This window comes from Sorangium sp. So ce1036 (assembly GCF_051369805.1).
GTDB lineage: Bacteria > Myxococcota_A > Polyangia > Polyangiales > Polyangiaceae > Sorangium > Sorangium cellulosum_F.
In genome coordinates this window covers 2,186,513-2,199,949 of record NZ_JBBMOX010000001.1, presented here as the reverse complement: position 1 = coordinate 2,199,949, position 13,437 = coordinate 2,186,513, and the positions used below count along the sequence as shown (strand labels likewise).

Genomic DNA, 13,437 nt, shown 5'->3' with positions numbered 1-13,437 from the left:
GCTCACGCCGATGACGTGACGAAATCACGATGGAACAAGCGCTCGTGAGGACGAGGCCGTCAGCGCCCGCGGCTCGGGAATCGCCCGACGAGGCGCCCTGCCGCGGCGGAACACGGCTGCCCAGAGCAAACCCGCGCGCATCCCCGCCGCGCGGGCGCCCGCTCAACCCTGTTGCGAGTCGCCATGAGCGCCCCGTCGTGAGGGATGGCGCGCCGCAATGTCTGAATCTCCTCGATGTCTCACGAGGCTCCGCGCGCTCGCGCTCGACACGCCCCTGCGCCCGTCGCCGAAGCACCTCCGACGCGCCGTCTCGACTCCGCAGCTCTCGGGTCGGGAAACCGGGGTGAACCTCGCGAAGAGGGCGCGCTGGGCTCGAACGTGGGACTCGAAAAACGCACCCGAGCGCGGCCCCGCGCCAGCTCGCTGCTATGCTTGGAGATGCGATGCCGCAGCCGTGTCCGGTCAGAGAGCCCGAGCTCGCTCTGCCCGCGGGCGCTGCGCGCCAGCGACACGACGAGACGCGCGCCGCGGCCGCCGGCGACCCGCACGGCCCTGCCGCGCGTTTCGGGTCACGGGGGGAGGCCGCGATGATCTCCTGGTTGCGCGTGGGTCTGTCGGCGACGCTCGCGGGCCTGTGCGCCTGCGCGAGCACGCCCGTGCAGTGGCCCTCGCCAGACGGGCAGCCGAAGCTCCCGCCGGCGCGAGAGATCAACCCCGTCGCGCGGCCGGACGCGGCGCACGTCACCGCGATCGTGGGGGCGACCCTGATCGACGGCCACGGCGGGCCGCCTGTGCGGGACGCCGTCGTCGTGGTCCGCGGCGAGCGCATCGTCGCCGCGGGCGCGCGCGGCGACACGGCCGTCCCGGCCGGCGCGGAGGTCGTGCGCGGCGCAGGGCTCTCGGTCCTGCCGGGCCTCATCGACGCGCACTTCCACCTCGGCGACGATGACGGGCTGCCGGGCCTCGTCCTGCAGCGCGGCGTGACCTCGCTGCGCGAGCCGGGGCACTGGATCGAGGCGTACGACGCCGCGCGCCGGCTCGGCCCGGTGCCGCGGCTCTTCTTGATGGGGCCGCTGCTCGACGAGCCCGCCTCCGCGTACCCGGAGAGCGCCATGGTCGTGCGCGACGCGGCCGAGGCGCGCTGGGCCGTCGATCGGCTGGTCGAGCGCGGGGCCTCGGGGATCAAGGCGTATTTCCGCCTGCCGCTCGGGACCGTCGAGGCCGTGATCCAGGCCGCGCACGCGCGCGGCGTGGTCGCCACCGCGCACCTGGAGGCGGTGGACGCCGCGGCGGCGATCCGCGCCGGGATCGACGGGATCGAGCACATCACCTCGCTGGGCACCGCGCTCGTGCCGCCGCGCGAGGCGGAGCGTTACCGGCAGGCGGTGCTCGCCGACAACACGGCGCGGTTTCAGGGGCGTTATCAGCTCTTTCGCGGCATCTCCCTGGAAGCCCCCCGGACCGCGCAGCTGCTCGGGCTGCTCGCGCTGCGCGGCACCTTCCTGGCCCCCACCCTCGCCGTCTTCGAGCGCCGCGCCGGCGACGAGGGCGTGACCGAGGCCGAGGTGCGCGGCTTCGAGAACATGATGAGGCTCGTCGGCAAGGCGCGCCGCGCCGGCGTGCGGGTGGTCGTGGGCTCGCACGGCGCGGCGCCGGGCGCCGAGCGGGGGTGGGCGTACCAGCGCGAGATGGAGCTGCTCGTCGAGAGCGGCCTCTCGCCCATGGAGACCCTCGTCGCCGGCACGCTGGAGAACGCCAGGTTCTTCCGCATCGACGACCGGCTCGGCAGCGTGGAGCCGGGTAAGCTCGCCGACCTCGTGCTGGTCGAGGGCGACCCGCTCGCGGAGTTCGGCGCGATGCGCCGGGTGAAGCAGGTGATGTTGAACGGGCGATGGGTCACCGCCCTTCAGGGCGACTGAGCCCGAGGCGGGCGCGGGGGGTGGGATGGCGCCCGCGGGGGGTGGGATGGCGCGCCGCGCGGTGACCGCGCGGCGGCGGGGCCTCAGCCCATCTCGACCTCGACCTTGACGGTCGCGCCGGTCGGGGCCAGCGGGATCACGTTGCCCGCGACGGGCTTGCCGTCCACGACGAGCTTCTTGACGCCCTTGCACACGCCGGAGTTCTTGACGCTGATCTCGTAGGTCGCCCCGCGGAACCGGCGGCTGATGGAGAAGCTCTTCCACGCCTTCGGCACGCAGGGATCCAGCCGGAGGCCGTCGTACTGGGGCTGCACGCCCAGGATGCCCTGGCTGACGGACACGAACGTCCAGGCCGCCGTGCCGGTGAGCCAGGCGTTCTTGGCCTCGCCGAAGACCGGGGCGTCCTTGCCCGCGATCATCTGCGCATAGACGTAGGGCTCGGCGCGGTAGGTCTCGATCTGGCTCTCCTTGGCCGAAGGACAGATGGAGAGATAGTACTCCAGCGCGCGCTCGCCCTCGCCGAGGAGACACCAGCCCAGGTGGATCCAGGTGTTGTTGTGGCAGAAGATGCCGGCGTTCTCCTTCACGCCCGGCGGATACGAGGTGACCTCCCCGAGCTCGAGGTGATAGGTCGAGTACGCCGGCTGCTGCAGCACGATGCCGTTCTTCGTGTAGAGGTGCTTGTGCACGCTCTCCAGCGCCTGCCTGGCGCGGCCGTTGTCCGCGCCGGCCCCGCCCAGCACGCACCAGCCCTGGCTCTCGATGAAGATCTTGCCCTCCTCGCTCTCCTTGCTCCCGACCGGCCGGCTCTCGGCGTCATAGGCGCGGCGGTACCACGCGCCGTCCCACGCCTCCTTCTCGACCACGGCCAGCATCTCGGCGTGGTGCCCGCGCATGCGATCCGCGTCGGACTTCTGGCCGAGCCAGTCGTACAGGGCGGCCATCTCGCGGCTCGCGTAGAGGAACAGGCCCGCGATCATCACCGACTCGGCCTTCGAGTCCTTCACGTCGCCCGCCGTCTGGAAGCTCTCGTTGGGCTCGGTGCTGAAGCAGTTCAGGTTCAGGCAGTCGTTCCAGTCGGCGTGGCCGATGAGCGGCAGCCCGTGCGGGCCCCGCTTCTTCATCGTGTACGCGATCGACGTCTCCAGGTGGTGCAGGAGATCCTCCTTCGAGCCCGGCTTGTCGGCGTAGCCCACCGACTCCTTGAGGATGCTCTTGTCGCCCGTCTCCTTGATGTAGGCGCACGTGGAGAGGATGAGCCACAGGTGATCGTCGTAGAAGTCGCCGCCGATGTCGGCGTTCCCCTTCTTCGTCAGCGGCTGGTACTGGTGGTAGCAGGTGCCGTCGCTGAGCTGGGTGGCGGCGATGTCGAGGATGCGCTGGCGGGCGCGCTCGGGGATGAGGTGCACGAAGCCCAGGAGATCCTGGTTCGAGTCGCGGAAGCCCATGCCCCGGCCGATGCCGGTCTCGTACATGCTGGCCGACCGCGACAGGTTGAAGGTCGCCATGCACTGGTACTGGTTCCAGGTGTTGAGCATGCGCCGGGCGTGCTCGTCCGGGCAGTCGGCCTGGAAGTTCGCGAGCAGCCCCGCCCAGTCCGCCTTGAGCTGGGCGAAGGCGCCGTCCACGACGCCGGGCGCCGAGTACTTGGCCAGGATCTCCTTGCCCTTCTGCTTGTTCATGACGAACGGGGCCTTGAACTTGGGCAGATCCCCCTGGTCCACGTACGAGAGCACGAAGCTCAGCGTCTCGCTCTCGCCGGGCGCGAGCGAGAGGCTCACCTGGTGGCTGCCGATGGGGTTCCAGCCGAACGCCTTGGAGCCCGTCGCCTTGCCCCGGAGCGGCACCTGGGCCTCGTGCAGGCCGTGGTGCACGCTGCCGCAGAACGCGTCGCGGCTCGTGTCGAACCCGTCGATGGCCCGCGTGCACGCGAAGAGCGTGTAGTGGGAGCGGCGCTCGCGGTACTCGGTCTTGTGATAGATGGCGCTCCCCTCGACCTCCACCTCGCCGATGGAGTAGGTGCGCTGGTAATTCGTCATGTCATTGAGGGCCTCGAAGAAGCAGAACTCCTGGAAGGAGAAGAGCTGGAGGTCCTTCTTCGAGCCGCTCTTGTTCGTGACCCGGGTGCGCCAGATCTCCACGTTCTCGCCGGGCACGATGAAGAAGAGCACCTCCACCTCGACGCCGTTCTTCTCGCCCGTGATCTTCGTGTAGCCGAGCCCGTGGCGGCACTCGTACCGATCCAGCGCCGTCTTGAGCGGCTTCCACATCGGATTCCACACGACGCCGCCGTCGTTCACGTACAGGTAGCGCCCGCCGACGTCCATGGGCACGTTGTTGTAGCGATAACGGGTCAGCCGGCGCAGCTTGGCGTCCTTCCAGAACGTGTAGCCGCCCGCCGTGTTGGTGCAGAGGCCGAACATCTCGTCCGAGCCCAGGTAGTTGAGCCAGGGCAGCGGCGTGTCGGGCCGGGTGATGACGTATTCGCGGCTCTCGTCGTCGAAGTGGCCGTACGGATTGCTCATGGACGCGCGGTCTCCGTGGATCGGGGGAAGCGGTGTAACCGGATCGAGAAGGAAGCGTCTTCCTCTCGGCCGACAGAAGACGGACAGAAAAAAACCCGGAGGCGGCGCTGCCCCGGGTTTCAGAAGCCGAAGACTGATGGGCCTGGGGCCTCCGAGCGAGCTCAGAGGGCCGCCACTCTAGCCCCCGCGCCCCGCCCTTGTCAACCGGGCCTGGGGGACACGGCCCGTCCCCCGCCCCGCGCGGCGAGCGCCCTCTCCCTGGCCTCCCCCATCGACGCAGGGCCAGGAGTGGTTCCGGGCGACAACGTCGCTAGCGCTCCCGGAGCGCCAGCCGGCCGATGGCCACCTGACGGTGCGTGGTCGGGTGGTAGACCGTGGTGGCGGCCATGCTCCAGGTGTGCCCGACGACGGTGTCCGACCGGTCCACGTAGATGCGCATCGAGCCGAAGCCCGCGCCGGTGGACCACCGGCCGCCCGACCGCCTCCTGGAGTCCGACGTGCCGTGATGGTAGTTCGTCGAGTCGACCACGAACACCTCGTACTGGGTCGTGCCCACGACATAAGGCGGCATCGGGAACCGGCGCTTCGGCGCCCGGCGGAGGATCGCGACATGCCCCGAGGACGACGCGCTCTCGGGATAACGGAGGGCGAGGATGTCGCCGGCGCGCGCGTCCTCGGGGCTCTCGATCCGCTCGAAGCCGTCCTCCGCGAGGATGGCGTCGTGGTAGGTGGCGGCGTTCGGGCTCGCGCTGTCCAGCCAGTCTTCAAAGGTGTCTGCGCTCCAGCCGTAGCTCCGCTTGAGCAGCGCCGTCAGGAAGGTCGCGCACTGCGTCCGGTTCGCATAACGCCTCGCGCCGGCCACGCCAGCCCACGTGATGAAGGGGCGCGAGCCGTACTCGTTGTCCTCGGGAGCGATGTTGTCGACGAGGCGCTCCGCCCAGGTGAGATGGGCGGTGGGCTGCGCCGCCGCCGGGCGCGGCGCGATCCACGCGAGGCCAGAGAGGATGAGACAGGCGACCCCCAACGGACGACGACGGACACTCGCCATGATCCACCACACCATGCGATGAGTTGCTCGGACCGGCGCGTCGCTCCCAGCGCGCGTATTCCCGTGATGTATTAACCATCGTGACGAGACGCCGATCAATACAAATTTGCACCACCAAGGTTTTTGGGGGGCCGCTTGTCCCACAGACACACAGGCAGACGGGCATCCTCAGGCGTCATGACGCGCGCCCGGCGCGGCATCGCGGCATCGCGGCATCGGGACAGGATGCGAGCCGGCGCAGCGGAAAGCGGGCGATCTCGAGTGGAGGCCCGTGTTAACCTGGCCTGTTGTCCTGGCGCACGCGCAGCGCAGTGAGCCGCGCGCCGGAAGGCGGGGAGCGCCGCGGGGACCGGGCGCCCGGCGCGCCGGCCCACGGGCTCGGGGCGATCAGTTCGCCGTCTTGATCCGGAACTCCACGCGCCGGTTCATGGCGCGGCAGCCCTCGTCGTTCGTGAAGCAGACCGGCGCGGCGGCCCCGTAGCCCGGCGCCGTCATCGGCGTCGTGACGCCGCGCTGGACGAGGTAGCGGACCACGGCGTTCGCCCGGCGCTCGGACAGCTTGATGTTGTGCTCCACCGAGCCCTGGTTGTCGGTGTGCCCCTCGACCGTGAGCGCGATGATCTCGGGGTGCGTCCGGAGGATGTTCGCCACCGCGTCGAGGACCGGGAACGACTCGGGGCGGATCTCGTCCTTGTCGAGATCGTAGAAGATCGGCCGGGCGATCTTGATGCGATCCCCCTCGATGACCGCATCGGCGGGCGCCGCCGGCTGCGCGGGCGGCGGGGGCGGCGGGGGCGGCTGGGCCGTCATCGCCGCCGTCGTCTCGACCTTCGCCGACCCGCACCCCGCCGCAAGGCCGCCCATCACCACAAGCCAGATCGCCCGGTTCGCTCGCATCTCCCTGCCTCACCGCGCCTCTAGGGCGACAAACGGGTTGAACCCCCCTGAAAAGTGCAGAAATTCGAACCGCCAAGACGCCAAGGACGCCAAGGACGCCAAGGAGAGAATCAATTCTTGGCGTCCTTGGTGTCTTGGCGGTTGAGCTCTCGCTTGTTCAACGTGATCGGTGCTCTAGCACGGGGCTCCGCCCGGCAGAAGCGCCCCGGCGAGCGCCGCGGCCCGCGCCACCCCGGGCCGAGCACGCCGGGCATGCGGCCTTCGCCGCGTCGATCCAGTATCGTGGCAGCGCTCACGTATGCCCGCCCCCGCGAAGAACCGGAGCCTGATCGTCGGCATCGACCTCGGCACCACGCACACCGTCGTGGCATGGGCCGAGCGCGACGCCAGGCCGGACGCCATCCGCATCTTCTCGATCCCGCAGCTCGTGACGGCCACCGAGATCGAGGCGCGGCCGCTCCTGCCCTCGCTGCTCTACGCGCCCCTGCCCGCCGAGGCGCAGGCCGACCCGTTCGGCGACGCGCCCTTCGTCCTCGGCGAGCACGCGCGCCGGCGCGGCGGCGAGGTCCCCGGCCGGCTCATCGCCTCGGCGAAGAGCTGGCTCTGCCACGCCGCCGTCGACCGCACGGCGCCCATCCTGCCGTGGGGCGCGCCCGACGAGGACGAGGCCGCCGCGCCGCCGCGCGCCTCGCCGCTCGACGCCAGCGCGCGGATCCTCGCCCACGTGCGGCGCGCCTGGGACGACGCCTTCCCGGACCACCCGCTCGCGGCGCAGGAGGTCGTGCTCACCGTGCCGGCCTCGTTCGACCAGGTCGCGCGCGAGCTCACCGTCGAGGCCGCGCGCCTCGCCGGCCTCTCGGTGCGGCTGCTCGAGGAGCCGCAGGCCGCGTTCTACGATTTCATGCGGCTCGCGGGCCCGGAAGGCCAGCGCGCCCTGCTCGACCGCTCGGGCGGCGAGGCGACCGTCCTCGTCTGCGACGTCGGCGGCGGCACCACCGATCTGTCGCTCATCCGCGTCTCGCCGCGCGGCGCCGGGGCCGCGGGGGGCCCTCCGATCGAGGTCTCGCGCGTCGCGGTCGGCCACCACCTGCTGCTCGGCGGCGACAACATGGACCTCGCGCTCGCGCACCTCTGCGAGCCCCGCCTCGTCGGCGCCGGCGAGCGGCTCGACCCGGCGCGCTTCGGGCAGCTCGTGCTGGCCTGCCGCGCCGCCAAGGAGCGCCTGCTCGGCGGCGGCGAGGGCGACGCGGGCGATGCAGCCGGCGGCGCGGCCACGCAGCCCGCGCCGGACGAGGCGCCGGTCACCGTGCTCGCGCGCGGCGCGCGGCTCGTCGGCGGCTCGCTCACGACGCGCCTCGGCCGCGACGAGACCGAGCGCGTCGTGCTGGACGGCTTCTTCCCCGAGGCGCCGCGGGGCGCCCGCCCCCAGCGCGGCGGGAGCGGGCTCGTCGCGTTCGGCCTGCCCTACGAGCGGGACGTCGCGATCACCCGGCACGTGGCCTGGTTCTTCGCGCGCCACGCCCCCGGGGCCGCCGGCCCGACCTCGCTGCTCCTGAACGGCGGCGTCTTCCGCGCGCGCCGCGTCGCCGAGCGCTGCGCCGAGGTCATCCAGCGCTGGGGCGGCCCGCCGCTCGACGTGCTGCAGCAGGCGGATCCCGACCTCGCGGTCGCGCGCGGCGCGGTCGCGTACGGCCTCGCCCTCGCCGGCCACGGCGTGCGCATCGCGGGGGGCGCGGCGCGCGGCTACTACGTCGGCCTGGAGCCGCCCGCCGGCGGGGGGCCGCGCCCCGCGGTGTGCGTCGTGCCGCGCGGCGCGGAGGAGGGCAGCGCGCACACGGCGGCCGGGCGGACCTTCGCGCTCGTGGTGGGCCGCCCCGTCCGGTTCGACCTGTTCGCGTCGGACGACGCGCGCGAGGACCGCGCCGGCGACATCGTCCCGCTCGAGGAGGACCGGTTCCAGGCGCTGCCGCCGGTCGCGGTGGCGTTCGACGCCGGGGACGCGGCGCGCGCCGCCGCCGGCAAGCAGGCGGAGGTCCTCGTGCAGATCGAGGGGGAGCTCACCGCGATCGGCACCCTCGATCTCGCCTGCGTCGAGGTGGGGGTCCCGGCGCCGCGCCGCTTCCGGCTCGCGTTCCAGCTCCGCGAGGAGGGCCGCGACGCCCGCGCCGCCGGGGCGGGAGGTGCGCCGGGCGGGGCCGCGCCGGGGCGGGCGCCGGGCGGGGCCGCGCCGGAGAGGGCGGCGGGCAGGCCGGCGGCGCCGGCGCCGGGCGGCAAGCGCCTCGACGACGCGCGGGAGGCGCTCGACCGGGTGTTCGGCAAGGGGCGGCCCGACGTCGCGCCGCGGGAGGTGAAGAACCTCGTCCGCGAGCTCGAGCGCGTCCTCGGGGAGCGCGCGACCTGGACGACGGAGACCGCGCGGGCGCTGTTCGACGCGCTCATCCCGAGCGCGCGCTCGCGGCGGCGCTCGGCCGATCACGAGCGCGTCTTCTGGTCGCTCGCCGGCTACTGCCTCCGCCCCGGCTTCGGCGACGCGGGCGATCCGGCGCGCGTCGCCGCGCTCGCGCCGCTGTTCGCCGAGCGGCTGGCGTTCCCGCAGGAGGCGCGCTCGTGGCAGCAGTTCTGGATCGCCTGGCGCCGCGTCGCGGGCGGCCTCGACGAGCCGCGGCAGGTGGCGATCCGGGACCTCGCCGACCCGTTCCTCGCCCCCGCGGAGCAGCGGCTCAAGAAGCCGAAGGGGGTGAAGCCGGAGGCGCTCGACGACCTGCGCGAGCTCTGCGCGTCGCTCGAGCGGGTGCCCGCGGTCCGGCGGAGCGAGCTCGGCGCGTGGCTGCTGGAGCGCACGTGGACCGAGCGCGATCCGCGGCTGTGGGCGGCGATCGGCCGCGTCGGCGCGCGCGTCCCGGCCTACGCGAGCGTGCACCACGTGGTCTCGCCGGCCGCGGCGGAGCGCTGGCTCGACCACCTCCTGCGCGAGAAGTGGGAGGAGCTGCCGACCGCGGCGGCGGCCGCGGTCCAGCTCGCGCGCAGGACCGGCGACCGGGCGCGCGACGTGTCGGACCGCGTCCGCGGCGAGGTGGAGCGCCGGCTCGTCAAGGTCGGCGCGCCGGAGGCGTGGGCGCGGGCCGTGCGCGAGGTGGTCGCCGTCGAGGAGGCCGAGCGCGAGGCGTTCTTCGGCGAGGGGCTGCCGGTCGGGCTGCGGCTCGTCAGCGAGTGAGGGCCGCCCCCCGCGCGCGGGCGGCCCGGATGGGGCCGCCCGCAGGGAGAGCGCGCCGGGACCTCGTCACGGCCGCGCGGGCAGGCTCACGCGGTCGTCCCCCGACGCCGCCGCGATGCAGGCGTCGAGCTCCGGCGTCTCCCGCCACCCGCACGCGCCCGACGCGTCGCGCTCGCACACGCCGAGCTCCTGATAACACGCGTACTCCTCGCGGAACTCGCACGTGGTGATCACGTCCCTGTCGGCGCAGACCTGCCCGCTGCAGCCGGTCACGACGCAGGGCGCGGGCTCGCCCCCGTCCAGGCACGCCGCGAGCTCCGGCGTCTCCCGCCACCCGCACGCGCCCGACGCGTCGCGCTCGCACACGCCGAGCTCCTGGTAACACGCGTACTCCTCCCGCCACTCGCAGGTGCTCGCCATCGGCTCGTCGGCGCAGATCTGCCCGCTGCAGCCGCTCACGACGCAGGGCGCGGGCTCGCCCCCGCCCAGGCACGCCGCGAGCTCCGGCGTCTCCCGCCACCCGCACGCGCCCGACGCGTCGCGCTCGCACACGCCGAGCTCCTGATAACACGCGTACTCCTCCCGCCACGCGCAGTCGGTGGCCACGTCCTCGTCGGCGCAGACCTGCCCGCTGCAACCGCTCACGACGCAGGGCGCGGGCTCGTCCCCGCCCAGGCACGCCGCGAGCTCCGGCGTCTCCCGCCACCCGCACTCACCCGAGGCGTCACGCTCGCACACGCCGTGCTTCGCGTAACACGCATACTCCTCCCGCCACTCACAGGTGCTCGCGATGTCCTCGTCGGCGCAGAGCTGCCCGCTGCAGCCGGTCACGACGCAGGCCGTGGGCGCGGGCCCGGGCCCGCCGCCCCCGGGTCCACCGCCGCTCGAGTCCGGGACTTGACAGCCTCGCCCCTTGGCGCCGGTGAGCACCGGGACGAGGAGCACGAGCATCGAGACGACCAACCGATGACGCTTGCTGAATCGATCCATATCAAGCCCTCCTAGCAAGAGTTCGACCGTGCCATCCGGCACGCGCCAGCGCCAGCGCCTTGTGGCTCCCGAGGCCGGCGGTACATCCACAGGGCACCCACGTCACCCCGCTGCCAGCAGTGCCCGCCAGGGAATCGACGCCGTCTTCCGTACACCAACCGTTCAGCCCGCGACCGGTCCGCGGTTGCAGGCGCCGCGCACGGTTTGCGGGGAAAGAGCGACAGCAGCGACCTGGTGGCTGCACACTCTGGCACAGCGCGGTGCGGCTCACCGAAGAACCGCGGGTTCGACAACGCCGCGCCGGCGCCGCCGGCCGTGGACCGTCGCGGGCTGAGCGATTGGCGCGCGGAGGACGCTATCGCTCCCCTAGTGGGAGCTGCTGGCGGAAGGCGCTGGAGTCCGACGTCTGCATCGAGGCGGCGGCGGACAACAGGACGCCGGTCCGCGGCGCCTGCATCCGGCTCAGCGGGGGCACCGCGCGGAGTGCCGGCTCAGTGCCGGAGCGGCTCGGCTGCGGCTGCGGCTGCCGGTGCGTCGTCGTCCTCGCTGCTCGCCTCCGCACGCTTGACCTCTTCCTCGTACGCAAGAAGCACGAGGGGCCGAAGCCGCTCGAGGTCCTTCAGGCCGGCGATGTACACGCGGCTTTTACCGATGTTCTCGGGCGCGGGCTCGATCTCGAAGCCCGGGACGAGCGGCGACGCGCGCTCGACGGCTAGGCGCGTCACCACCGCCTTGCGGCGCCCGTCGAAGAAGAGGCGCATGAACCATTTTCTCCGGTTTCCGATGTTCAAGCCGAAGTAGTTCACCGCATCAAGGTACTGAACCTCAGGCTTGTCCTTCAGCGTCGAATCGGCGCAGATGCGCGAAATGATCTCGAAAGCTTCGAGCTCTTCGGCGGTGGTCACGACGCCCTTACCAATGTCAGGCTGCGACTCCGCCGCCGGCCGCGGAGAAGAAGGCTGCGGCGGCGTCCCGACTGCAGCAACCGGCGCCTGATGGACGGGATCGTAGGTTTCCTGCTTTATCGAACGGGTCGCCATTTCGAGGAGCGTCGACTGGATCGCCTTCTTCACAATGGGCACGAACTTCTCGAGCCTCTTGGCCGTGAGCCTACCAGTCGTGATATTGATTTCATCCAGAAGAAATCGAGTAAACGACTCCGACGGATTCCGGAGAAGCTCATTCACGTAGCCCGTCACCTTGCCGGTATATATGATATCCTCGGCGCGCTGCCGCACGAGAGCAGCATCGAAGAACGCCTTCGAAAACGCCTCCAGCGTCTCGACATCGCGCTCGGAAAAGGCGAGGACATCGAACTCGAAGAAGGCTTTAGAATCCATGATATTGGGCTCTTCGAGATCCGTGAAGAACAGATAACGGATACCGTTCGTCACAACGGCAACCTTCACCGACGGCGTGGCATTGAAATAGCGCTGAAGCTGACCATTGTGAAGGTTCGGCTCCACATCCGCAGACTTGCACTCGAAGAACATGATCGGCATACCGTTCAGGTAGATGGCGTAATCAACCTTCTCGGATGGGCCGCTCGGGCGCTTCTTGGCAAAATCAGCGATGTACTCAGGATGCACCTCCGTCGGGTCGAAGATGTCGTACCCGAGCGCATCCAGGAAGGGGAGGATGAGCGCGTTTTTCGTCGCTTGCTCTCCTCGCGTATTGGGTTGTCGTCTACGGACATTCTCGCTCAGGCGGCGGATATTGTCGAGGAGTGCCATATTCCCTCCGAGAGCACCGGCATGGATCCAGCGGGTTCACTGGCAGTCGCTCCTCCGGAACAGGAGCGCACACTTTCACGCTAAACGATACACCTATCGTTCTCGTTGCTGGATACGAAAAATTCCTCAGCATTTGTAACAAAAACAACATATGATAGCAGCAGGTGCCCGGCTTGCTGCCCCCAGGGCAACGCCACGCCCTGCTTCCACATGAAAGACGGGTGACGCTCGACGGCGACCGCGCGCTCTGCTCGCTCGGGGATTTCGAGCTTGGAGGTCGTCGACGTCGGCCCCTGATCCGCGCACCGCGCCGTCGCTGCCCAGCGTGCGCGGCGACGGCGCGATCCGCTCCCTGTCCGATCCCCTTCGCCTGCCCGATCCCCCGCGCCGCCACGCCTGCCCGAGCAGGCCGGCGCCGGGCGCGCTCGTCGCTGGCCCGCCCCGCGCCGGCCCTTGGCGCCGGCGCTCAGGTGCGGCACGACAGGGTCCCTATGGGCAGAGCCGAGCTCGGGCAGCTGATCGATCGCGGAGCACTCGACGCCTCGGGCGGCTCGCAAGGCCGCCTCTCGCTCGCCGTCCCGGCGGCGTGGGCGCGCGACGGCGCGGGCATCGAGGTCACCGTGCCCGCGCGCATCTGCTGCGCGCGCTGCGACGGCGGCGGCTGCGATAGCTGCGACCGGAGCGGCGCGCACCGCGCCCCGGCAGAGCCCGCCGCGCGGACGCTCCGCCTCTCGCTGCCGGCCGACCTCGCGGGCTGCGTCACGGTCCGGCTGGTCCGCCCCTTCGGCGAGCACGCCCCGCTCGAGCAGCTCCTCGTCGAGCTCCGCGCGGACACGGCGGCGTCGCCGGGCGTGCTCCGCGTGCCGCCGCCCCCGTCGAGCGCCCTCGCGCGCTCCCGGGCGGCGCGCGGGCCGCTCCTGGGCGCGCCGCTCAGCGCGCCGGCCGTCCTCGCGGCCCTCGCGGCGCTCGCGGCGGTGGTGGGCCTGCTGCTGAGCCGCTGAGCGGACGATCCGCGCCGTCGGCCGGCGATCCCGCCCCTCATGGACACGGGCCACGCCGGCCGCGGATCCTCGCTCGCGGGTCCTCGCTGTCGTGCACGGCCCATGCTAGC

The 13,437-nt window shown here is 71.9% G+C and carries 8 protein-coding genes; 3 read left to right on the top strand and 5 right to left on the bottom strand.

The window, feature by feature from the left end; all coding sequences use genetic code 11:
• The first annotated feature begins 587 nt into the window (after nucleotides 1–587).
• On the top strand, nucleotides 588–1,919 hold the full coding sequence (locus WMF31_RS08270) for an amidohydrolase family protein (RefSeq protein ID WP_436601412.1): 1,332 nt from the start codon (nucleotides 588–590) through the stop codon (nucleotides 1,917–1,919).
• Between the two features lie 83 nt (nucleotides 1,920–2,002).
• On the opposite strand, the gene WMF31_RS08265 is transcribed toward WMF31_RS08270, so the two are convergent.
• The 3 genes from WMF31_RS08265 to WMF31_RS08255 all read right to left on the bottom strand — a co-directional run bounded on the left by WMF31_RS08265 (nucleotide 2,003) and on the right by WMF31_RS08255 (nucleotide 6,389).
• Nucleotides 2,003–4,444 carry a GH36-type glycosyl hydrolase domain-containing protein gene (locus WMF31_RS08265; RefSeq protein ID WP_436601411.1) on the bottom strand — a complete coding sequence of 814 codons (2,442 nt, stop codon included), beginning with the start codon at nucleotides 4,442–4,444 and terminating at the stop codon, nucleotides 2,003–2,005.
• 310 nt (nucleotides 4,445–4,754) lie between these two features.
• Entirely contained in the window at nucleotides 4,755–5,468 is a 714-nt protein-coding gene (locus WMF31_RS08260) for a hypothetical protein (RefSeq protein WP_436601410.1), read from the bottom strand.
• A 411-nt stretch (nucleotides 5,469–5,879) separates the two neighbouring features.
• On the bottom strand, nucleotides 5,880–6,389 hold the full coding sequence (locus tag WMF31_RS08255; RefSeq protein WP_436601409.1) for an OmpA family protein: 510 nt from the start codon (nucleotides 6,387–6,389) through the stop codon (nucleotides 5,880–5,882).
• A gap of 298 nt (nucleotides 6,390–6,687) precedes the next feature.
• Here WMF31_RS08255 and WMF31_RS08250 point away from each other — a divergent pair, with 298 nt between their 5' ends.
• Nucleotides 6,688–9,603 (top strand): Hsp70 family protein, encoded by a 2,916-nt coding sequence (locus tag WMF31_RS08250; protein ID WP_436601408.1) that lies wholly within the window; start codon nucleotides 6,688–6,690, stop codon nucleotides 9,601–9,603.
• 66 nt (nucleotides 9,604–9,669) lie between these two features.
• On the opposite strand, the gene WMF31_RS08245 is transcribed toward WMF31_RS08250, so the two are convergent.
• Both WMF31_RS08245 and WMF31_RS08240 read right to left on the bottom strand, forming a co-directional pair.
• Nucleotides 9,670–10,593, bottom strand: a complete 924-nt coding sequence (locus WMF31_RS08245; protein ID WP_436601407.1) for a hypothetical protein — start codon at nucleotides 10,591–10,593, stop codon at nucleotides 9,670–9,672.
• A gap of 491 nt (nucleotides 10,594–11,084) precedes the next feature.
• On the bottom strand, nucleotides 11,085–12,326 hold the full coding sequence (locus tag WMF31_RS08240; protein ID WP_436601406.1) for a type I restriction endonuclease: 1,242 nt from the start codon (nucleotides 12,324–12,326) through the stop codon (nucleotides 11,085–11,087).
• A gap of 491 nt (nucleotides 12,327–12,817) precedes the next feature.
• On the opposite strand from WMF31_RS08240, the gene WMF31_RS08235 reads away from it, so the two are divergent.
• The gene (locus tag WMF31_RS08235) at nucleotides 12,818–13,327 is read left to right on the top strand and encodes a hypothetical protein (RefSeq protein ID WP_436601405.1); all 510 of its coding nucleotides are present in this window, start codon (nucleotides 12,818–12,820) and stop codon (nucleotides 13,325–13,327) included.
• Nucleotides 13,328–13,437 lie beyond the last annotated feature (110 nt).

Excerpts from the sequence above, each read along its gene's own strand:
- WMF31_RS08240 (WP_436601406.1), bottom strand. The coding sequence starts at position 12,326 with ATGGCACTCCTCGACAATATCCGCCGCCTGAGCGAGAATGTCCGTAGA.
- WMF31_RS08245 (WP_436601407.1), bottom strand. The coding sequence starts at position 10,593 with ATGGATCGATTCAGCAAGCGTCATCGGTTGGTCGTCTCGATGCTCGTG.
- WMF31_RS08250 (WP_436601408.1), top strand. The coding sequence starts at position 6,688 with ATGCCCGCCCCCGCGAAGAACCGGAGCCTGATCGTCGGCATCGACCTC.
- WMF31_RS08265 (WP_436601411.1), bottom strand. The coding sequence starts at position 4,444 with ATGAGCAATCCGTACGGCCACTTCGACGACGAGAGCCGCGAATACGTC.
- WMF31_RS08270 (WP_436601412.1), top strand. The coding sequence starts at position 588 with ATGATCTCCTGGTTGCGCGTGGGTCTGTCGGCGACGCTCGCGGGCCTG.
- WMF31_RS08235 (WP_436601405.1), top strand. The coding sequence starts at position 12,818 with ATGGGCAGAGCCGAGCTCGGGCAGCTGATCGATCGCGGAGCACTCGAC.
- WMF31_RS08255 (WP_436601409.1), bottom strand. The coding sequence starts at position 6,389 with ATGCGAGCGAACCGGGCGATCTGGCTTGTGGTGATGGGCGGCCTTGCG.